18 protein-coding genes, 1 tRNA gene and 1 pseudogene are annotated in these 19741 nt (G+C 48.9%); 3 read left to right on the top strand and 17 right to left on the bottom strand.

Annotated features, from left to right (window positions below; translation table 11 throughout):
• Nucleotides 1-16: 16 nt before the first annotated feature.
• The 10 genes and pseudogenes from galU to BBB58_RS06565 all read right to left on the bottom strand — a co-directional run bounded on the left by galU (nt 17) and on the right by BBB58_RS06565 (nt 10701).
• Nucleotides 17-898: a UTP--glucose-1-phosphate uridylyltransferase GalU gene (galU, locus tag BBB58_RS06610; RefSeq protein WP_143180231.1), complete on the bottom strand. Its 882-nt coding sequence runs from the start codon at nt 896-898 to the stop codon at nt 17-19.
• A gap of 232 nt (nt 899-1130) precedes the next feature.
• Nucleotides 1131-1928 carry a phosphotransferase enzyme family protein gene (locus BBB58_RS06605; protein ID WP_074036304.1) on the bottom strand — a complete coding sequence of 266 codons (798 nt, stop codon included), beginning with the start codon at nt 1926-1928 and terminating at the stop codon, nt 1131-1133.
• Nucleotides 1929-2166: 238 nt separating this feature from the next.
• On the bottom strand, nt 2167-3459 hold the full coding sequence (gene eno / locus BBB58_RS06600; RefSeq protein WP_074036302.1) for a phosphopyruvate hydratase: 1293 nt from the start codon (nt 3457-3459) through the stop codon (nt 2167-2169).
• Nucleotides 3460-3495: 36 nt separating this feature from the next.
• Nucleotides 3496-5034, bottom strand: a complete 1539-nt coding sequence (gene gpmI / locus BBB58_RS06595) for a 2,3-bisphosphoglycerate-independent phosphoglycerate mutase (RefSeq protein ID WP_074036300.1) — start codon at nt 5032-5034, stop codon at nt 3496-3498.
• Nucleotides 5035-5787 (bottom strand): triose-phosphate isomerase, encoded by a 753-nt coding sequence (tpiA, locus tag BBB58_RS06590; protein WP_074036298.1) that lies wholly within the window; start codon nt 5785-5787, stop codon nt 5035-5037.
• A gap of 18 nt (nt 5788-5805) precedes the next feature.
• Entirely contained in the window at nt 5806-6990 is a 1185-nt protein-coding gene (locus tag BBB58_RS06585) for a phosphoglycerate kinase (RefSeq protein ID WP_074036297.1), read from the bottom strand.
• A 97-nt stretch (nt 6991-7087) separates the two neighbouring features.
• Nucleotides 7088-8095, bottom strand: a pseudogene (gene gap, locus BBB58_RS06580) (type I glyceraldehyde-3-phosphate dehydrogenase).
• Between the two features lie 59 nt (nt 8096-8154).
• The gene (locus BBB58_RS06575) at nt 8155-9183 is read right to left on the bottom strand and encodes a sugar-binding transcriptional regulator (protein WP_084543053.1); all 1029 of its coding nucleotides are present in this window, start codon (nt 9181-9183) and stop codon (nt 8155-8157) included.
• 109 nt (nt 9184-9292) lie between these two features.
• Complete coding sequence (locus BBB58_RS06570) at nt 9293-9550, bottom strand: glutaredoxin family protein (RefSeq protein WP_074037895.1); 258 nt, start codon at nt 9548-9550, stop codon at nt 9293-9295.
• A gap of 5 nt (nt 9551-9555) precedes the next feature.
• Nucleotides 9556-10701 (bottom strand): RNA polymerase factor sigma-54, encoded by a 1146-nt coding sequence (locus BBB58_RS06565; RefSeq protein ID WP_074036295.1) that lies wholly within the window; start codon nt 10699-10701, stop codon nt 9556-9558.
• A 118-nt stretch (nt 10702-10819) separates the two neighbouring features.
• Here BBB58_RS06565 and BBB58_RS06560 point away from each other — a divergent pair.
• From BBB58_RS06560 to BBB58_RS06550, 3 genes are all read left to right on the top strand, one after another.
• A tRNA-Arg gene (locus BBB58_RS06560) sits at nt 10820-10892 on the top strand.
• A gap of 151 nt (nt 10893-11043) precedes the next feature.
• The gene (gene clpP, locus BBB58_RS06555; protein WP_012726916.1) at nt 11044-11619 is read left to right on the top strand and encodes an ATP-dependent Clp endopeptidase proteolytic subunit ClpP; all 576 of its coding nucleotides are present in this window, start codon (nt 11044-11046) and stop codon (nt 11617-11619) included.
• A gap of 155 nt (nt 11620-11774) precedes the next feature.
• Nucleotides 11775-14540, top strand: a complete 2766-nt coding sequence (locus BBB58_RS06550) for a putative bifunctional diguanylate cyclase/phosphodiesterase (protein WP_074036293.1) — start codon at nt 11775-11777, stop codon at nt 14538-14540.
• 32 nt (nt 14541-14572) lie between these two features.
• Here the strand turns inward: BBB58_RS06550 and BBB58_RS06545 are convergent, their stop codons facing one another.
• From BBB58_RS06545 to rapZ, 7 genes are all read right to left on the bottom strand, one after another.
• Complete coding sequence (locus BBB58_RS06545) at nt 14573-15268, bottom strand: MerR family transcriptional regulator (RefSeq protein ID WP_074036291.1); 696 nt, start codon at nt 15266-15268, stop codon at nt 14573-14575.
• Between the two features lie 56 nt (nt 15269-15324).
• Nucleotides 15325-15768 carry a hypothetical protein gene (locus BBB58_RS06540; protein WP_236548933.1) on the bottom strand — a complete coding sequence of 148 codons (444 nt, stop codon included), beginning with the start codon at nt 15766-15768 and terminating at the stop codon, nt 15325-15327.
• 89 nt (nt 15769-15857) lie between these two features.
• Nucleotides 15858-16373, bottom strand: a complete 516-nt coding sequence (locus BBB58_RS06535; RefSeq protein WP_012726919.1) for a DUF2179 domain-containing protein — start codon at nt 16371-16373, stop codon at nt 15858-15860.
• Nucleotides 16374-16466: 93 nt separating this feature from the next.
• Nucleotides 16467-16703 (bottom strand): hypothetical protein, encoded by a 237-nt coding sequence (locus tag BBB58_RS06530; protein WP_012726920.1) that lies wholly within the window; start codon nt 16701-16703, stop codon nt 16467-16469.
• A gap of 86 nt (nt 16704-16789) precedes the next feature.
• On the bottom strand, nt 16790-17743 hold the full coding sequence (gene whiA, locus BBB58_RS06525; RefSeq protein WP_074036287.1) for a DNA-binding protein WhiA: 954 nt from the start codon (nt 17741-17743) through the stop codon (nt 16790-16792).
• A 34-nt stretch (nt 17744-17777) separates the two neighbouring features.
• Nucleotides 17778-18773 carry a gluconeogenesis morphogenetic factor MgfK gene (gene mgfK / locus BBB58_RS06520; RefSeq protein WP_074036285.1) on the bottom strand — a complete coding sequence of 332 codons (996 nt, stop codon included), beginning with the start codon at nt 18771-18773 and terminating at the stop codon, nt 17778-17780.
• A 1-nt stretch (nt 18774) separates the two neighbouring features.
• Complete coding sequence (gene rapZ, locus BBB58_RS06515; RefSeq protein WP_031422867.1) at nt 18775-19647, bottom strand: RNase adapter RapZ; 873 nt, start codon at nt 19645-19647, stop codon at nt 18775-18777.
• Nucleotides 19648-19741 lie beyond the last annotated feature (94 nt).

The raw sequence follows: 19741 nt of genomic DNA, 5'->3' as shown, positions 1-19741 counted from the left end.
TCAAAAATAACACACCTTACTGTTGATCAAGTTCGTCCAAAAGCCGTTTCAATAGGGCATGGACGTCATCTTTTAAATCAGGATCGCTGAGCGCGTGGCAAATCGTCGTCTCGACGAACCCAATCGGCTCTCCGACGTCGTAACGTCGACCGTCAAATTCGTAGGCGAAGACCGTCTGCGCCTCATTCAAGCGTGCGATCGCATCCGTCAATTGAATCTCGCCCCCGGCTCCCGCCTCTTGTCCCGACAACGCCTCAAAGACGTCCGGTTTCAAGATGTAGCGACCGAGGATGGCGAAGTTCGACGGGGCCTCATCAATGGGCGGTTTCTCCACGAACGTCCGCACCGGGATGAGCTTCCCTTCGACGGCAAGCGGGTCAATTATACCATATCGGTTCGTCATTTCATACGGGACACGCTGCACCCCGATGATCGAACGATCGTGGGCCTCATATTGGTCGATCAACTGCTTCGTTGCCGGCACATCGGATTCGATAATATCGTCCCCGAGCAAGACGGCGAATGGCTCGTCTCCGATAAACTTCCGGGCGCACCAAATCGCATGTCCGAGACCTTTTGGCTCCTGTTGGCGTATGTAGTGAATGTTCGCCAAATTCGAGGAATGTCGGACCGATTCGAGCAAGCGCGTCTTCCCTTTCGATTCGAGGTTCTGTTCCAGTTCGAGCGCACGGTCGAAATGGTCTTCAATCGCCCGTTTGTTCTTCCCCGTGACGATGATGATGTCCTCGATGCCTGAAGCGACGGCTTCCTCGACGATGAACTGGATCGTCGGCTTGTTGACAATCGGCAACATTTCTTTTGGCATGGCTTTCGTGGCAGGAAGGAAGCGGGTGCCGAGACCGGCGGCTGGGATGATGGCTTTACGTACTCGTGTCATAAGCATGGGCTCCTTTACTCGTTATGTAGAGAGTATACCCAAATTTTGTGCAAACTGACACAAAAGAGAGGTCATGACAATGTTGTCATGACCAATCATCATTCCGATGCGATTTGAGATAGTACCAAATGCCGAATCCAATGAGCAATACCAAGAAAAGAAATCCAAGCATCATCACGAAAATCGCCTCCCCATTCATGCTTCATTTTCTATATTCCCGCTCCAGATTGTTTCAGAACCACTTCTGTCCATGCGTTCGAATAAACCGAAGTTCCTCTTGGTAATGATCGTAATGTCCTTCGTCAATCATCTTTTGGAAGGCGACGTCTCCTTCCGCAGCTTTTCGTTTCATCAAGAGACAGAGCGCTTCAATCCGTCGTTGTAACATATCGAACAAGTCGACCTCCGCTTGATCCCAACCATAGGCTTCGAGAAACAAAGATACCCGCTCTTTATAGATCGCATCGTCTCGATCGGCATCATAATAGATGACTTCTCCCGTTTCAGCTTGGTGGCGACGACTGAGCGGAACGAACGTATAAAGTGCATAGACGATATCCCAAGCACGCGGTCCGGGTGCGGCCAAGTCAAAATCGATGATTCCTGCCACTTTTCCTTCATGGAAAATTGTATTGTAGACAGCGAAGTCGTTATGGCAGATGACCTCTAACGGTTGTGGTGTGTGATCGATTGGCTCCCATTCGGATGTCCATTCAAAATCGATTGACGCATCATGCAGTCGTCTCATCAAGCGCGCGACGTCTTGAATCGCCTCATCAGCCCACATATAGGATTTGAGAGGATAGTCTGCCGTCTCCCCCTCGATATAAGTGAGCACCTCTCTTCTTGTTTCATCGATCCCGACAAAGCGTGGCACGCCAGACAGTTGCTTCGCCTCCAAATGCTTTAAATAGCAATGGATGCGTTCACTCCCCACTTTTTGTGAACGATAGACGTAGTTCCCTTTTCGATGAACGATGGATACGTTCCCGCCACTCAACCTTTTTTCTTGTTTATTCGATTGGTCCATCCAATCTCCCCCTACTTTTTGTCTTTTACGTTCAGTATACAACACGAGGTCTCAATGACTAAGAAGTTCGACACAGAACGTTCGCGTCCGTCGAAGCGGTACCGTGACTCTTGCAGGAAAGCATCGGTGCCGCAAAGACGGATAGACGACCAATCAGCTTTTCCACCGTTGATTAAACGGATAAAAAACACACAAAAAAACAGGCCCGCCGATTGGCGAGCCTGAAACAATTAATCAATTATTTTTTAAGGTTGTAGAACGACTTGATGCCGTCGTATTTCGCTACATCGCCGAGCATGTCTTCGATGCGGAGAAGTTGGTTGTATTTCGCGATACGGTCTGTACGTGAAAGTGAACCAGTTTTGATTTGTCCAGCGTTTGTCGCAACAGCGATGTCTGCGATTGTCGCGTCTTCTGTTTCACCAGAACGGTGTGAGACGACTGCTGTGTAACCAGCTTTTTTAGCCATTTCGATCGCGTCGAATGTTTCTGTGAGCGTACCGATTTGGTTAACTTTGATGAGGATCGAGTTTGCGATTCCTTTTTTTTTATCTTCAGCAAGTTTAGATGTGTTCGTTACGAAGAGGTCATCCCCAACGAGTTGAACTTTGTGTCCGATTTTGTCTGTGAGAAGCTTGTGGCCATCCCAGTCGTTTTCGTCACAACCATCTTCGATTGAGAGGATTGGGTACTTGTCAACGAGCTCAGCGTAGAAGTCTACAAGCTCAGCAGTTGTGAGTGACTTGCCTTCGCCAGCGAGTTCGTATTTACCAGTTGATTTGTCGTAGAACTCAGAAGATGCAACGTCCATTGCGAGGTAGACGTCTTCACCTGGTTTGTAACCAGCTTTTTCGATCGCTTCAAGGATAACTGTGATCGCTTCTTCGTTAGACTTCAAGTTTGGTGCGAAACCACCTTCGTCACCGACAGCTGTGTTAAGACCCATACCAGAAAGAACTGATTTGAGGGCGTGGAATACTTCAGCACCCATGCGGAGCGCTTCACGGAATGTTGGCGCGCCGACAGGCATGATCATAAACTCTTGGAAGTCCACGTTGTTGTCCGCGTGCGAACCACCGTTGATGATGTTCATCATTGGTGTTGGAAGTGTCTTCGCGTTGAATCCACCAAGGTATGTGTAAAGTGGGAGACCGAGCTCATCTGCTGCTGCGTGAGCTGCTGCCATTGACACACCGAGGATTGCGTTTGCACCAAGTTTTGCTTTGTTTGGCGTACCATCGAGTTCGATCATTTTCGCATCGATTGCGTTTTGGTCGAATACATCGTAGCCGATAAGTTCTGGTGCGATCGTGTCGTTCACGTTCGCAACTGCTTTCAAGACACCTTTACCGAGGTAACGTGACTTGTCGCCATCGCGAAGCTCAACTGCTTCGTGCTCACCTGTTGATGCGCCTGATGGGACGAGGGCACGGCCGAAACCGCCGTCTTCTGTGAAGACTTCTACTTCTACTGATGGGTTACCGCGTGAATCTAAAATCTCGCGTGCGTAAATTTCTGTAAAAATTGACATGAAAAATCGCTAATTTTCGTTTGAAAAATAGTTGTATTATTTTGTAACGATTGACGAACCAGTCATTTCAGCTGGTTGCTCTCCACCGAGAAGGTGAAGAAGCGTTGGGGCGAGGTCGCAAAGCGCGCCTTCGAGAACTGGTTTCAGTTCGACTCCCTCTTTTGTGACGATACATGGAACAGGTTCCGTCGTGTGCGCCGTCATCGGCGAGCCATCCGGGTTCGTGACGATGTCCGCGTTCCCGTGGTCTGCTGTGATGATGGCCGCTCCACCTTTAGCAAGTAATGCGTCCACTACTTTACCGAGGCATTCGTCGACCGCTTCGATCGCTTTCTTCGTCGGCTCAAGCTTCCCTGAGTGACCAACCATATCCGGGTTTGCGAAGTTGATGATGTATGCATCATACTCATCTGATTCGATACGCTCGAGCAAGCCGTCCGTGAGTTCATATGCGCTCATTTCTGGTTGTAAGTCGTACGTCGCGACTTTCGGTGAAGGGACAAGGAGACGATCCTCACCTTCAAATGGTTGTTCTTTTTGTCCGTTCAAGAAGAACGTGACGTGTGGGTATTTCTCTGTTTCTGCGGCACGGAGTTGTTTGTATCCTTGCGCAGAGAGCGTTTCCCCGAGTGTGTTTTTCAAATCTTCCGGTGGGAACACGATATCCGTGTCGATATCATCTGAGTACTTCGTCATCGAAACGAGGAGAAGGTTCTCAGGATGCTTGTCCGAGAGTGTGAAGCCTTTGAATCCGGCTTTCTCTTTGAACACTTTCGACAACTGGATCGCCCGGTCTGGACGGAAGTTGAAGAACATGATGGCATCGTTGTCTTGGATTGTCGCGACCGGCTTGCCATCTTTTACGATGACAGTTGGTAAGACGAACTCATCCGTCAAATCGTTCTCGTAAGATGTCTTGAGAACTTCGACTGGGTCCGTGCCAACTTCGCCTTTACCGTTTACGAGGACGTCGTATACTTTCTCGACGCGCTCCCAACGGTTGTCGCGGTCCATGGCATAGTAACGACCAGACACGCTAGCGACTTGACCGACACCGAGTTCAGCAAGCTTTTCTTCTGTTTCCTTGAGGAAACCAGCTCCTGATTTCGGATCACAGTCACGGCCGTCCGTGAACGCGTGAATGTACACTTTTTCGATGCCGTGGAGTTTTGCGAACTCAACGATGGCAAACATGTGATTGATGTGCGAGTGAATCCCGCCATCTGATACGAGACCCATGATATGGAGGCTCGAATCATGCTTCTTCACATGACCTGCCAAATGGTTCATCGCCTGACGGTCGAATAACGAACGGTCTTTGATTGCGTTGTTCACGCGTGAGAGTGACTGATAGACGACTCGGCCGGCACCGATGTTCAAGTGACCGACTTCCGAGTTCCCCATCTGTCCTTCCGGAAGACCGACGTACTCGCCTTTTGCGTTTAAGAGCGTATGTGGATACTGCTCCCAGTAGCGATCGAAGTTCGGTTTGTTCGCAGCCATGACTGCGTTTCCGAACGATTCGTCACGCATCCCGAAACCATCTAAAATGATGAGTGCGACTGGTCTAGCCATTTAAATCGCCTCCAACAATTTGAGGAACGAAGCGGCTTCAAGTGAAGCACCGCCGACGAGTGCGCCGTCGATATCTTCCTGTGCCATATACTCTTTGATGTTCTCTGGTTTTACAGATCCACCGTATTGGATGCGTACTGCAGCCGCTACGTCTTCACCGTAAAGACCTTTCACCACGTCGCGAACATATTTACAAGAGCTTTGTGCGTCCGCTTCGTCCGCTGATTTCCCTGTACCGATCGCCCAAACTGGCTCGTACGCGATGACGAGTTGTTTGACTTGGTCAGCAGAGAGGTCAGCGAGGCCGCCTTCGACTTGTGTTTTGATGACTTCTTCGAACTTGTCGCCTTCGCGCTCCTCGAGAGTTTCACCGACACAAACGATTGGCGTAAGACCGTGTTCGAACGCTTTTTTTTTTTTTCTGTTGATGAACGCATCTGATTCGCCGAAGTACTCGCGACGTTCTGAGTGACCGAGGATGACGTAAGTCACGCCGAGGTCAGCGACCATAGCTGGGCTAATTTCGCCAGTGTAAGCACCGCTATCTTTGTCGTACATGTTTTGTGCACCGAGCTTCAAGTTTGACCCTTTAGCTGCTTCTACCATCGGTGCGAGGAAAAGTGCTGGAGCACCAATCGCTGCATCTACTTTGTCAGTAGATGGGATGTTGTTTTTTACTTCCTCAACGAAAGCAACAGCTTCCGAGAGTGTTTTGTTCATTTTCCAGTTACCTGCAATAATCGGTTTACGCATCGATAACCCTCCTCTAAATTACTTGTCGTTCAACGCCTCGACACCTGGAAGTTTTTTGCCTTCCATGAATTCGAGTGACGCGCCGCCACCAGTTGAGATGTGACTCATCTTGTCAGCAAGACCAAATTTGGCTGCCGCAGCTGCTGAGTCGCCACCACCGATGATTGAGTATGCATCGCTGTCCGCAAGCGCTTGAGCGACACCTTTCGTTCCGTTTGCGTATTTATCGAGTTCGAATACGCCCATCGGTCCGTTCCATACGACAAGTTTCGATTCGCGAATCGCGTCCGCGTAAAGTTCGACTGTCTTCGGTCCGATATCAAGACCCATGTGATCCGCTGGGATCGAGTCGATATCGACTGGGCCGACATACGTTTCTTCGCCAAATTCTTTCGTGATGACGCAGTCGACAGGCATCAAGAATTTCACGCCTTTGTCTTCTGCTTTCTTCATGAATTGACGAGCGAGGTCAAGCTTATCCTCTTCAAGGAGTGACGTTCCGACTTCGTGCCCGAGTGCTTTCGAGAACGTGTACGAGAGTCCGCCACCGATGATGAGTGTGTCAACGATGTCAAGAAGGTGGTCGATGACCCCAATCTTATCCGCTACTTTCGACCCGCCGATAATCGCCGTGAACGGACGGTCTGGGTTTGAAAGAGCTTTACCGAGAACTTCAAGTTCTTTTTCCATCAAGAGACCAGCAACGGCTGTGTCCACGTGGTGCGCAATCCCTTCAGTTGAAGCGTGTGCACGGTGAGCCGCGCCGAACGCGTCGTTGACGTATACGTCAGCAAGTGCTGCGAATCCTTTTGCAAGTTCAGGGTCGTTTTTTGTTTCACCTGGGTAGAAACGAACGTTCTCTAAAACGACGACATCGCCTTCAGAGAGGTTAGCGACCGCTTCTTCTGCGACCGGACCGTATGCTTCTTCGACGAGCGGTACATCTTTTCCGAGGAGCTCAGCGAGACGCTTCGCTACTGGAGCAAGTGAGAACTCAGGGTTCTTCTCGCCTTTTGGACGACCGAGGTGGCTCGCAAGGACGAGTTTCGCACCACCGTCAAGCAAGTGCTTGATCGTTGGAAGTGCGGCTTGGATCCGAGTTTCGTCTTGGATGACGCCATCTTTGAGTGGAACGTTGAAGTCAACGCGGCAAAAGACGCGTTTCCCTTTTACATCGATGTCACGAATAGACTGTTTGTTCATAACTTTCGCCTCCATATGTCGTGCGTGTCATTTCATAAATAGAGCGGAGAACAATCTCTTGTTTCCGCTCCTATTTGATTCTATTTAGTTCACGAAATTACTTCGCGATGTTAGCGAAGTGCTTAACTGTGCGAACCAATTGTGCAGTGTAAGACATTTCGTTGTCGTACCAAGAAACTGTTTTAACGAGTTGCTTGTCGCCAACTGTCATTACTTTCGTTTGAGTCGCGTCGAAGAGTGAACCGTATGTGATTCCAACGATGTCAGAAGAAACGATTTCGTCTTCAGTGTAACCGAATGACTCGTTCGCTGCTGCTTTCATTGCTGCGTTTACTTCGTCAACAGATACTTGCTTGTCGAGTACAGTTACGAGCTCAGTGAGTGAACCTGTAGCAACTGGTACACGTTGTGCAGCACCGTCAAGTTTTCCTTGAAGTTCTGGGATTACGAGACCGATTGCTTTCGCAGCACCTGTTGTGTTAGGAACGATGTTCGCTGCAGCTGCACGCGCACGACGGAAGTCACCTTTCGGGTGTGGAGCGTCAAGCGTGTTTTGGTCGCCAGTGTAAGCGTGGATTGTCGTCATGAGACCTTCAACGATTCCGAACTGGTCTTGAAGTACTTTAGCCATTGGCGCCAAGCAGTTTGTTGTACAAGAAGCACCTGAGATAACTGTTTCAGTACCATCGAGGATGTCGTGGTTTGTGTTGTAAACAACAGTCTTCATGTCACCTGTAGCAGGAGCCGAGATAACAACTTTCTTCGCGCCAGCTTTCAAGTGAAGCTCAGCTTTTTTTTTTTAAGTGAAGAATCCAGTACATTCGAGAACGATGTCTACACCGAGGTCTCCCCATGGAAGTTCTTCAGGGTTACGGTTAGCAAGCGTGATAACTTTCTCTCCGTTTACGAGGAAGTGATCGTCGTGTACTTCAACTTCTCCGTCGAAACGACCTTGAGTCGTGTCATACTTGAGAAGGTGCGCAAGCATCTTCGTGTCTGTCAAGTCGTTGATTGCAACAACTTCGATTCCTTCGTTTTTGATGATCTCGCGGAATGCCAAACGACCGATACGTCCAAATCCGTTAATACCAACTTTTACTGCCATGTTAATTTCCTCCTTAGGGTAGAAGCTATTTATTGAAGAGCCAACGGGGGGTCAACTCTTTAATAACAAGTTAATAATTCTTTCGCCGCACCTTCGTCTGTGACGAGGATGATGTTCGACGTGTGTTTCGCATAAGCGGCGATCGCCTGTGCCTTCGATTTTCCTCCGGCAACCGCGATGACGGCATCCATGTCATCCAGCTCTTCGAGTTGGATTCCAACCGTCTTGACGCGATGGACGATCTCACCTTCAGCATTGAAATAATATCCGAATGCCTCGGCGACGGCGTCATGCCGTTCAATCATCCGCAAATGCTCCGGTGATGCGTGACGGCGCTTTGCCATCGTTTCTGCCTCACCAATTCCATGTACCACAATTCGCGCCGCTCTAATCATTTCCAACACATTTTTGATGCTAGGTTCCTCCACCATCCGGTCGAACGTTTCTTGTGATACTTCATCCGGAATATGTAGAAGATGATAGTCTGCGTGGGCCCGGTCCGCCATGCGTGAACAGACGGTGTTCGCCTGAAGTTCAAGCGTTTCGCCGAGACCTCCGCGTGCGGGCACGAAATGCATCGGGCGTTCTTTTTTATCGGGCGACATCATCGCCGCGACCGATGCCATCGTCGTTCCTCCCGTTACCGCAATCACATTATCATCCGGTGCGAGCCGCGCTTTTAGTTGCGTGACCGCCGCCCGTCCGATATCGCGTTGGACCCAGAATGTCTCATCCGAGTCACCCGGTACGATGACGACTTGGCGAACCCCTAATTTCTCTTCGAGCTCTCTTGCCACTTCTGAGATCCCGAGAAGTTCTCCCATGATCTCGTGCAAGTCTCGTAAGACGTTTCGTCCCGTCTCACTGAGGGAAATTCCTTGAGTAGCGACGTAAAGAAGACCTTGATCTTTCAAAAAGTCGACTTCTCGTCTGAGTACCCGTTCGGTCAGTCCCAGGCTCGTTGCGAGTGTCCTGCGGCCAATCGGCTGCATCAAGCGGACATAATGTAAGATATCGTAACGATGTCGGAGCGTATCGAGCAGGTCAGGGACAATTTGCTTCTGAACGTGAATCAGTTGCTGGATCATGCTCATACCCCCTCGACTTTCAGTGTGGACAACTTTTGTCCCACTTTTTTATTTGCGTCCCACCGCTACGAGTTCATCTTATCAATCACTTTTCCGTCTGGCAACCCCTTCAAACGTTTTTTTTCTTTGTAAGCGTATACTTAACAAAATCTTCAACTTTGTTGTCATCATATCGCCCTTGACTGATGACCACACCTTCATGTATGAGAACGGGGATTTCAAAGAGGTACTTTGCCTCGAGCACCTCATCCCCGGTGATGTCGATTTGTTCGAGTTCGATCGGATAATCTTCCTGTAACCATTCGAGCATGACGACCGCCTCGTCACATAGTGAGCAATTATCACGTTTATATAAAGTAAGTTTCATTTTCGTCATCCCTTCCATACCTGTCGCTCGCGCTCGCGCGAATTACCGAATCCAAGCTCTTCCCGATAGTTCGTCACCGTCCGCCGGGTCACTTGATATCCGTATCGAATCAATTCATTCGCAAGCGCCTGATCACTTTGTGGTGCCTTTTCTCGTTGAATCAGTTCTGCGAGTGCCCGTTTAATCATAAATGGCGAATCCCCGCGACTTGAAGAAAAAACAAAAAAGTGTCGCCATTCCATGATGCCACTCTCGGTCTTGGCGAACTTCCCTTGGATGGCTCGTCCGACCGTCGATTCATGTTTTCCGATGAGCTGCGCGACCGTACGTCGGGTCAACGGATTAAGGACAAGTTCCCCTTTGAGCCACTCGGTCTGACGTGCTTCAATGATTGACCAAATCTCACGCAGCGTTTCGTTCCGCATCGAAAGGGACGTCATCCACCATTTCGCCTCACGGTCATTCCCGACACGCGACTCGTCGAGTTCCGGACTGAGCCACGTCGTGACGAGTGTCCCCTCTTCATAGCGTACCACGACTTCCGGAAAAACGTGACCCGTTTCTTCATATAATAGAGGACGTTTCGGAAGTGTCGCGACGATTCGTTCCAGTCTTGCCAATTCCTCCTCTGAAATAGCAAGAGCAGTCGTCATCTGTTGAGGACCCACCCCACTCTCAATCGCTTCGAATACATCGACGATGCGAGGGTCCTCATGTTCGATCGCATGTCGATATTGACACTCCCGTTCTGTTCTCGCCCCGATCCCCGTCGGTTCAAGAAATAAAAGCGCCTGCCTCGCCTGTTCGATTCGAGTGACGTCGACACCGAGTCGTGTCGCCAACACCTCGTTCGCATCCGGCAATAATCCCCGATGGTCGAGCAAGAGGACGAGTTGTCGTCGCAACGCTTTCTCATCCTCACTGCCGCTACCCTCATGAATCTGTGTGAACAGCTTCTCCTCAAACGAGCTCGCCGCATCTGCAATCCAATCGATGCTCCCGCTCCCGATTTGAATGTTCGTGTTATGTCGCGCAAGACGCGCCAGCCGGAATGCGAGCGCAAGACGGTCCGCCTCAAGGACCGGTAACCGCTGCACGAGGTCTTGCGTCATCTGTTGTTGCTGGATTTGTTTTTGCTCCTGCCGTTGCATCGTTCTCCCCCCTCTTTTCTATTGTATCGAACCCGCTTCCGTCGCGCTCAAAAAAGCTATGTGAACAGGATTGCTTTTTCAATAAAACAAATGTATAATAAATTCGTGTCACAGATATGCACCCGTAGCTCAGGGGATAGAGCACTGGTTTCCGGTGCCAGGTGTCGGGAGTTCGAATCTCTCCGGGTGTATCAGATGTAGAGGTCAGGCAGATTGCCTGGCCTCTTTTTCGTTTCACGATAAGAAAATCGAGGAATAGGTGAAAAACGATGACTATCGTTTGACCATCATTGACTATACAGGTATGATGAAATTACAACCTACATAAAGGAGGCAGATTCAATGTTAATTCCAACAGTTATCGAACAGACAGGCCGTGGGGAGCGCGCGTATGACATCTACTCACGCTTGCTTAAAGACCGCATCATCCTTCTCGGAAGTGCGATTGACGACAACGTCGCGAACTCAATCGTCGCACAGCTCCTCTTCCTTGCGGCTGAGGACCCAGAAAAGGACATCTCACTCTACATCAACAGCCCAGGTGGTTCGATCACAGCGGGTATGGCGATCTATGACACGATGAACTTCATCAAGCCGAACGTGTCGACGATTTGTATCGGAATGGCTGCATCGATGGGTGCCTTCTTGCTCCAAGCCGGTGAAAAAGGGAAACGCTTCGCATTACCGAACGCAGAAATCATGATTCACCAACCGCTCGGCGGCACACAAGGCCAAGCGTCAGACATCAAGATTCACGCAGAACGCATCATCAAGATGCGCGAGAAGTTGAACCAAATCATGGCAGAAAATACTGGACAGCCACTTGAAGTCATCGAGCGCGATACAGAGCGTGACTACTTCATGGCAGCTGACCAAGCGAAAGACTACGGTCTCATCGACAAAGTCATGACACGTTAATTTTCCGAAAGACACACAATCCTAATTGGATGTGTGTCTTTTTTATTGACTTCTGAAACCTGCAAATTAAAAAGATATTGACCCTATTTTCTGAACAAGAGACCTATAATAAATAGGAATATATAGATAATGTAGACCAAATCGGGAGATTTATTTTGAAAAAATTATTACATTTCAGTTCAATTATTCCGTTTGATGATTCGGATAATCATACTTCATTACTGGAATATTGGATGCATTCACCTGAAGCCCTATGTGCTCTTACTAAAGATGATGAAATTTGGTTCGTCAACCCTTCGTTCGAAAAGTTGCTTTCAGAATCCATCGAAGAATTTGTTGAAATACTGTCAAACGAATTGGACCCTTTTGCGGAATCCATGACTTCGTTACACGATGGGATTCAAGTTCGTCTTCAACCGTCGAATCGTCTATTTCAATTGATGCCCGTCCCTATTTCTGTTCACCCTGAGATTACCTTAGTGTTCTCGGTGATGGAGCGAACATATGAAAATGAGCTCGCACAAGAACGTATGCGCTTTGATGCTTATCGTCAAGTCTTCGGCGACATTCACGGTCTCGCCCTCTTTGAGTTCAATTTAGAGACTCACTATTTCGAGACATTTGGATCATTGAAAGATATGTTCGGACTTAGCACTATTTCATCGGATACACATACACCGCTACTCTTCAAACAGTTACTCCATCCAGATGATTTAAATGTGTATTTAAAGATTCTTGGTGAGTTGATGATCGACCCTGAGATTGAGATGCGGGAGTCTGTTGTTCGAATCTTTCATTTAGAAGAATCGCAATACCACCATTATGTCGTACGTAGCCATTTATCTATGGATCGAAAACTACTTACATGCGCGGTGATGGATCAATCGGTCTACCAAACTGACAATGAGAAGATTGAGAAATTCAATCAGTTTATCGAAGCCGGGATGATGGAGTTTGATTTTCAGAGCGATACGTTCCAACACATTTCTCCTGGCCTATTCCGTATGATTGGATTTGAGATTGAGCCTTCTGATATCACGCTCGAATTTTGGAAGCAGTTTCTTCATCCAGAAGATTTGGAACTACTCACCTCATCACGTCATGAGACGTTACAAGGAGAATCCGCTACTTACATATATCGCGTTTATGTAAAGGATGAATTGAAGTGGGTGGAAGAAAAGCGTGAACCTATCTGGGATCAGAATAAAAATGTAACCGGTTACCGCTCCTATTTGAAAAATATTACGCGACTGCAAGAACAGGAGCAAGAAATCACCACATTACGGACAGTTGACCCGATTACGGGAATTGCCAATCGAGATACGTTAAAGACACATATCGAAGAACTATTAGAAGAGGCGCAATCCGTCACGATGATTGGAATTTCCTTCAACCACTATGCGGAGGTCAAACAAACACTAGGCTTTGAATTAGCAGATGAATGGAATGCCGTAACGATCGGCACGCTCCAACCTTACGTTCCTGATGATGCCTTATTAGCTGTCATTCATGAAGATTTATATTGCATCGTGATTCCTAGTTATTGGACCGATGAGAGAGTCCGGCGTTTCGGTGAAAAGTTGACCACCTTGTCCGAACGCGCTTACAGCATCAGTGAGTATGAAATCTTCCCACACGTTTCCGTCGGTGTCTGTCGCTCCCCACATGACGGGATGACGGCGAACGAACTGATTGCCCATACCGTTCAGGTGACGAATCACGCTTACACACAGGGACATTCCAATCTGGCGTTCTATTCATCGAGCGTTGACTTGCCATCCTTGCGTCGCTATACGTTGATCAATGATTTACGCACCGCCATCAAAAATAGGGAGCTGTTTGTTGTCTATCAACCGAAAGTCCATGCGTGGACCGGTGAAATTGTTGGCGCTGAGGCACTGATGCGCTGGACACATCCAACTTGGGGACCCATCTCGCCTGCTGAATTTATTCCGTTGATTGAGCACAACCAACAGATTGTGGAATTGACGGACTTTTTAATCGAGGAAGTCTGTCGATTTATGAATCAGCTTCCGACATGCATCCCGATTTCAATAAACATTCCGGCTTCCTATTTCTATCTAGATAACTACATGCAACAAATTCAACAATCCTATACGAGACACAACATCCTACCTCATTATTTAGAAATCGAAATTCCAGAATCGACGCTATTGGAGAACCGAGATCGAATGAAGTCCGTGTTTGAGACATTGAATGCATTCGGCATCACCGTGTCATTTGACGACTTCGGTACCGGTTATTCTTCACTCGCGTACGTACAGGATTATAATATCCAAATCATGAAGATCGACCGAATTTTCGCACACGGCATTCATCAAAATGTGAAATCACAAGCCATCGTCCGTAGCTTGATGTATATCGCAAAAGAATTTGGCATGGATATCGTCGTCGAAGGTGTAGAATGTTTCCGTGATTTGAATTGGTTGCGGGACCATGGTGTCCAAACGATCCAAGGTTATCTCTTCAGTCCACCGGTCGAGAGCGAGCAGATGATTCGTCTCCTTGATCAAACGTATTTGCCTCCGACGGAAGTGAGTTCACTCGAGGGCCATACGATGCTGATTCCCGTTCAAATGATTTTTTCTCGCATCCAATCGTTCACGTCCGATTTGGGTCGAGCACCTGCTCTAGTGTCGATGGAAGATCGTAAGTCGTTCAAATTATATACGACCTTGTTTTTACCACCGAACGATTTTTTACAGTTCTCCATTCTGATGAAATCGCAGGACCAACCGATTCCTGTCAACATCATCGGAACTCCCGACTTCGAGGACGGGATTTACACATATGAATTAGAGCCAATTGAACAGAGTTTACTAGAGGGCGCTACTGAGCACGCCTTCCATCTCACTCCGGAGCAAGCTAAAAATACGTTACATCTCCATCATTTTCTCTAAAAAAGAACGCATCGATGGATGCGTTCTTTTTTCTATTCGATGGGCATCCAAATCTCAATGATGTCGTCCGCTCCACCTTGACCGTGAATATAGCGCTCGAAGTCGACCGCGTCTCGTAGCGTCACATCTGGAACGTTTACTAGCTGCTCATACGTAGACGGAATCATCGGGATGCCTCCCTGCACCGTCGCGACGATATAGTTCCCTTTCGTCAGTTCGACACTTCGCGCACTTTCTCCCGACACCGGCTTCGTCATCCCCGCGACATAACCGTTCTCCTGCGGGAGACAGACCCCGTACGACTCGTCTGTCGTCAATTCTGGTTGAAGCTTGGCCCACATGTTCGGAATCTCCTCTAACGTACCACCATATCCATAGACGGAAATGGCTTCATTCAACATCTCATATCGAATCTTCATGTCGTTCCCTCCTGATTGCATCAATCGAATCTGCCTCTCGATTCGATGAAGTCGTTCGATTTCTGCCTGGACTTCATCCAATCGTGTTTCTAGTAATGTATCAACCGGTAGACCCGATTGAATTTGTTCTAGACGGAGTCCAATTTGACGTAATCGTTTGATTTCACTTAACCGTCGAATCTCTTCCATCCCGTACATTCGATACTGATTCTCGGTCCGCGTCGGGCGGACCAATCCGCGCGCTTCATAAAATTTGATCGCCTTGACCGACAATCCGGTCACATGGGCGACTCTTCCGATTGGAATCACGGTTTCCCCACCTCCTACTTTCACTGTACAGTTGCCCCTTAGAGGCAGGTCAACCATTAGTTTTCAGGGACCCGGACACCGAAGACGTATCGGCTATCTCCTTGCGACCACTCTCCGCCGACTTCATAGAGATAGATGCCCGGCTCATCAGGAACGACGAGTTCGGAAGAGACGAGTTCTCCATCCTCGATTCGATTGAAACTCGATGTCATCGGTTCTGCATGATAGACGACATCGATCCGGTCTCCCGGTTTGACAGTGATCAGTTGAAGATCGTCCGCTTCCGGTAGTCCGTAATCGGCGCATGTCGCTTGATTGCCGGTCTCCCAACAGTACGTCGATTGTTCCACTTCTGCCGATACCGAACCAACCCGAATCGTTGGAAGCGGCGGCTTGACACTGTCCTCTCCATCCCCAAATAAGGTCATGGCGAAATAAACGATTCCCGCCCCGACAAGTACAAACAGTAAGATCATCCACACACGTCGATTTCGTTTCACGGTCTCATCTCCTTTCTTCACTAGTTCCCTGTCACGAGATAAAATCCAAAAATTAACAAAAAAAGACCCACTTTCGTGAGTCTTGTGCGTCATTTCGGGCGACGCAGTCCTTTCATCATATAACCGCCTTTGAAGTCGATTGGGTCAAATGCGACGAGGAACGCTTTCGGTTCATGCTTCTCGACGAGTTCACGCAGTTCTTTCATCCGGGTACGGGCCGCCAATACGTCAAGACGGTAACGGACCCCGTCACGTCCTTGACCTTGATAATGCGTAACTCCATATCCGTTGTCACGCATCTGTTGGATGAGTTCCGCTGGATATTCTTTCGTATGGACTTGAATCATGTTGTAACCGATGGCGAGTTTTCGTTCGACGAAACCGCCAAGTAAGATTCCGAGCCCGAAGCCGACCGCATACACGATCATACCGACCGTCGTCAGATCCTGGAACACGATGCCGAGCGCAAAAATATAGATGAGCGTTTCTAACGTTCCGAATAGACCGGCGATGACGGTCTTCCCTTTCACGAGCATGATCGTCCGGAGCGTTAACACCGGAACGTAGATTAGTTGTAGTAGTAGGATGAGTAAGATTTGACCCATTTGATCGACCTCCGTTCCAATTCATTATCACCACTATTCCAAATTTCTGAAAGAGATGCAACTAAAAAAGGCTGACCGGAGTCAACCTTTCACTTAGTTATCTAGATTCTTTACGCTCGTGAGCAACTCGTAGTCTTTACGAATGACTTCGTAGATTGCGTTCTTGTCCCCGTTCAACAACTCTTCCGCACGAAGCTGGTTCAAGAAGAGGCTTGTAGCGAACGTGACGAGTGCACTTTTCGGAATTCCGATTTCTTTAGCACGCTCTGTGATGACCTGGTCGAGCTTAGCGTCAATCGTGAGCGATAATCTTTTCTTTTCATTCGACATAATGATGAAGCTCCTTTTACTCGCTTTTCATAAAACCTATACACAATTGCTTATTATATAGGAAGAATGGTTTTGGCGCAACCGCATCACGAGGATGCGATCTCATCGCCGCTGCGCACGCGCTCGGCAATCTGGTCAATTTTACGAAGTCTATGGTTGATTCCTGACTTCGAGATCGGACCGGACTCGAGCATCTCCCCGAGCTCTTGTAACGAGACGTCTTGATGCGTAACGCGCAGTTCGGCGATTTCCCGCAATTTTTTTGGTAAGACGTCGAGTCCGACCGTCCGCTCCAAGAACTTGATGTTCTCGACTTGGCGCAATGCCGCACCGACCGTCTTGTTCAAGTTGGCCGTCTCACAGTTGACGAGACGGTTGACGGAGTTTCGCATATCTTTGATGATTCGTGCGTCTTCGAACTCCAACATACCCCGGGTCGCCCCGATCAACTTGAGGAAGTCCGAAATCTTTTCACTTTCTTTCATATACAGGATATGCCCTTTTTTTCGTTCGTGCGTCTTCGCATTCAACTCAAACCGGTTCGCCAAATCACGTAGTGCCTGGTTATGGTTTTCGTACAAGCTATAGATTTCGAGGTGGTACGAGGACGTTTTCGGATGGTTGATTGACCCGCCTGCGAGGAAGGCGCCACGCAAGTAAGCGCGCGCTAAGTTCTCGTCCCCCGTCATATCCGAGTTCAGTGTCCGAATCATCTCGTAATTCTCTCCGAGGATCTCAAGATCCCGAAGCATCGTTTCCGCATGCTGTGACACTCGGACGATGTAGACGTTGTTCTTTTTCAAACGCATTTTCTTCCGTACGAACAAGTCTAACGGATGGTCGTAAAGGCGTTTCATCAACGAGTAAATCCGCCGGGCGATCGAGGCGTTCTCCGTCGAGACGTCTAAGGTCATGCCTCGTCCAAGGGCGAGCGAGATGACCCCGTTCATCCGAACGAGTGCCGACAGTTCCGCTTTCGCTTCCGCGTCGGTCACTTCGAGTTGTGTCAATTCTTTCTTCACATCTGATGCAAAGCTCATCGAGTCCCCCTCCTTTCTATCTTTCCAACAATCTTTATTTCAGTTCCAATTCTTGAAACGAGCGCGGCTTCTTGATGCGGAGTACCCGCTGCATGACGAGTCCGGCGATGGCGTCGGAATCATGACGGATATACTCCCGATTATAGTCGACGATGTCCCCAGCGAGAACGTTCGTCCCATAGTTCCGGAGCTTCTTCCGATCGAAGCGGACCTCTTCCGATCCATCCTCACGGTAACGCTCCAAATACTCTTCTTCAATCGGTTCGTTGTTGACGACAATCGTGTCAATCGATGCCTTCCCAAGGTACGACTCGATGACTTTCAAGTGTTTCATCGCGTCATAGCCTTTCGTCTCACCTGGTTGCGTCATCACGTTACAAATATAGACGACCGGGACTTTCGAGCGGATGATGGCTTCCCGTACAGCTGGGATGAGCAAGTTCGGGATGATACTCGTATAGAGACTCCCTGGACCGAGCACGATGACATCTGCCTCTTCAATCGCCTCGACGACGCCCGGGGCCGGTTCAATGCCTTCTTCGAGTAAAAACATCCGTTTGATCGGTTGCTCATGAAGGGGGATCTTGGATTCCCCTTGGACGATAGTGCCGTCCTCAAACTCGGCTGCGAGGGTCATGAGCGTCTCAGTCACCGGCAATACTTTTCCTTGTGCGTTCAAGAGCTGCGACATGACATCGATCGCTTTGACAAACGAGCCTTCGCAGATGTGGGTCGCCGCCGTGAGCATCAAGTTTCCAAGGGAATGCCCTTCTAAACCAAATCCCGTATCGAAGCGGTATTGTAAAATCTTATCCATTAACGGTTCGACTTCCGACAATGCCAAGATGACATTACGGATATCGCCCGGAGGCAACATATGAAACTCGTCACGAAGACGTCCCGAGCTCCCCCCGTCGTCCCCGACCGTGACGATTGCCGTGATATCGAGTGGATAATGTTTCAACCCACGAACGAGAGTGGACAATCCTGTCCCTCCCCCGATAGCGACTACTTTCCGATCTCGTCTCATGTCACTTCTCCTTCGTCGCGTGAGCGAGGTCTCGGTGGACCGTCTTCACGTTATAACGTTCAGCAAAGTGCTCCGACACTTTCTCAGCGAAGGTAATCGACCGATGCTTCCCACCGGTGCAACCGAACGCCACGACGACTTGCGTCTTGCCTTCCCGTTTATATTGCGGGAGAAGGAACTCGAGCATGTCGATCAACTTTTTATAAAATGCTCGTGCCTCCGGATGAGACATGACGTATTCCTGTACTTCTGTCGTCTGACCCGTGAGTGGACGGAGCTCAGGGATATAGAATGGGTTCGTGATGAAGCGAACATCGAACAACAAGTCGATATCGAGCGGAACCCCATGTTTGAAACCGAATGACATGAAGTTGACTGTGAACGGGATCCGTTCTTCGTTGAACTGTTGGAGGATGCGGTCCTTCAACATCTGAGGCTTCAATTCACTCGTATCATACAGCGTGTGAGCCCGATCACGGAACCCTTCTAACAGTTCGCGCTCCATCTTGATGCCGACAAGTGGCGCATCTTCCGGTGCGAGCGGATGAGACCGTCGCGTCTCTTTATAACGGCGAACGAGCACGTCGTCCCGCGTCTCTAAATACAACAGGTGCGGATGCACATTCTTTTTTTCCAAATCGTCGATGACGATGAATAAGCTATCGATAAAGTCTCGTGTCCGTGTATCGATGGCGACCGCGATTTTCGGTCGGACCGAGCTGATGACATCAATCAATTGTGGCAAGAGCACCGGTGGCAAGTTGTCGACACAAAAATAGCCGAGGTCCTCGAAACTATTCATGGCGACCGACTTCCCAGCCCCGCTCATCCCACTGATGATGATCAATTCTTCTAATCCCTTAAAGTCTTCCATCTCGCTGACGCCCCCTTAAAATTGACAACCGAGCCGTGTGTGTAGCTCTCTCCATCTAGTATAAAAAACGTCCGAAAAAAAGAGAAGGACCGCG

The sequence above is a fragment of the Exiguobacterium profundum genome (genome assembly GCF_001909285.1).
In the GTDB taxonomy this organism is placed as follows: Bacteria; Bacillota; Bacilli; order Exiguobacteriales; family Exiguobacteriaceae; genus Exiguobacterium; species Exiguobacterium profundum.
Note: the sequence above shows the minus strand (reverse complement) of the source record. Positions and strands in the feature narration are given on the sequence as shown.

Bases quoted from the DNA above. Each gene is read 5' to 3' on its own strand.
- galU (WP_143180231.1), bottom strand. From the start codon at position 898: ATGACACGAGTACGTAAAGCCATCATCCCAGCCGCCGGTCTCGGCACC.
- BBB58_RS06605 (WP_074036304.1), bottom strand. From the start codon at position 1,928: ATGGACCAATCGAATAAACAAGAAAAAAGGTTGAGTGGCGGGAACGTA.
- eno (WP_074036302.1), bottom strand. From the start codon at position 3,459: ATGTCAATTTTTACAGAAATTTACGCACGCGAGATTTTAGATTCACGC.
- gpmI (WP_074036300.1), bottom strand. From the start codon at position 5,034: ATGGCTAGACCAGTCGCACTCATCATTTTAGATGGTTTCGGGATGCGT.
- tpiA (WP_074036298.1), bottom strand. From the start codon at position 5,787: ATGCGTAAACCGATTATTGCAGGTAACTGGAAAATGAACAAAACACTC.
- BBB58_RS06585 (WP_074036297.1), bottom strand. From the start codon at position 6,990: ATGAACAAACAGTCTATTCGTGACATCGATGTAAAAGGGAAACGCGTC.
- BBB58_RS06575 (WP_084543053.1), bottom strand. From the start codon at position 9,183: ATGATCCAGCAACTGATTCACGTTCAGAAGCAAATTGTCCCTGACCTG.
- BBB58_RS06570 (WP_074037895.1), bottom strand. From the start codon at position 9,550: ATGAAACTTACTTTATATAAACGTGATAATTGCTCACTATGTGACGAG.
- BBB58_RS06565 (WP_074036295.1), bottom strand. From the start codon at position 10,701: ATGCAACGGCAGGAGCAAAAACAAATCCAGCAACAACAGATGACGCAA.
- clpP (WP_012726916.1), top strand. From the start codon at position 11,044: ATGTTAATTCCAACAGTTATCGAACAGACAGGCCGTGGGGAGCGCGCG.
- BBB58_RS06535 (WP_012726919.1), bottom strand. From the start codon at position 16,373: ATGGGTCAAATCTTACTCATCCTACTACTACAACTAATCTACGTTCCG.
- BBB58_RS06530 (WP_012726920.1), bottom strand. From the start codon at position 16,703: ATGTCGAATGAAAAGAAAAGATTATCGCTCACGATTGACGCTAAGCTC.
- whiA (WP_074036287.1), bottom strand. From the start codon at position 17,743: ATGAGCTTTGCATCAGATGTGAAGAAAGAATTGACACAACTCGAAGTG.
- mgfK (WP_074036285.1), bottom strand. From the start codon at position 18,773: ATGAGACGAGATCGGAAAGTAGTCGCTATCGGGGGAGGGACAGGATTG.
- rapZ (WP_031422867.1), bottom strand. From the start codon at position 19,647: ATGGAAGACTTTAAGGGATTAGAAGAATTGATCATCATCAGTGGGATG.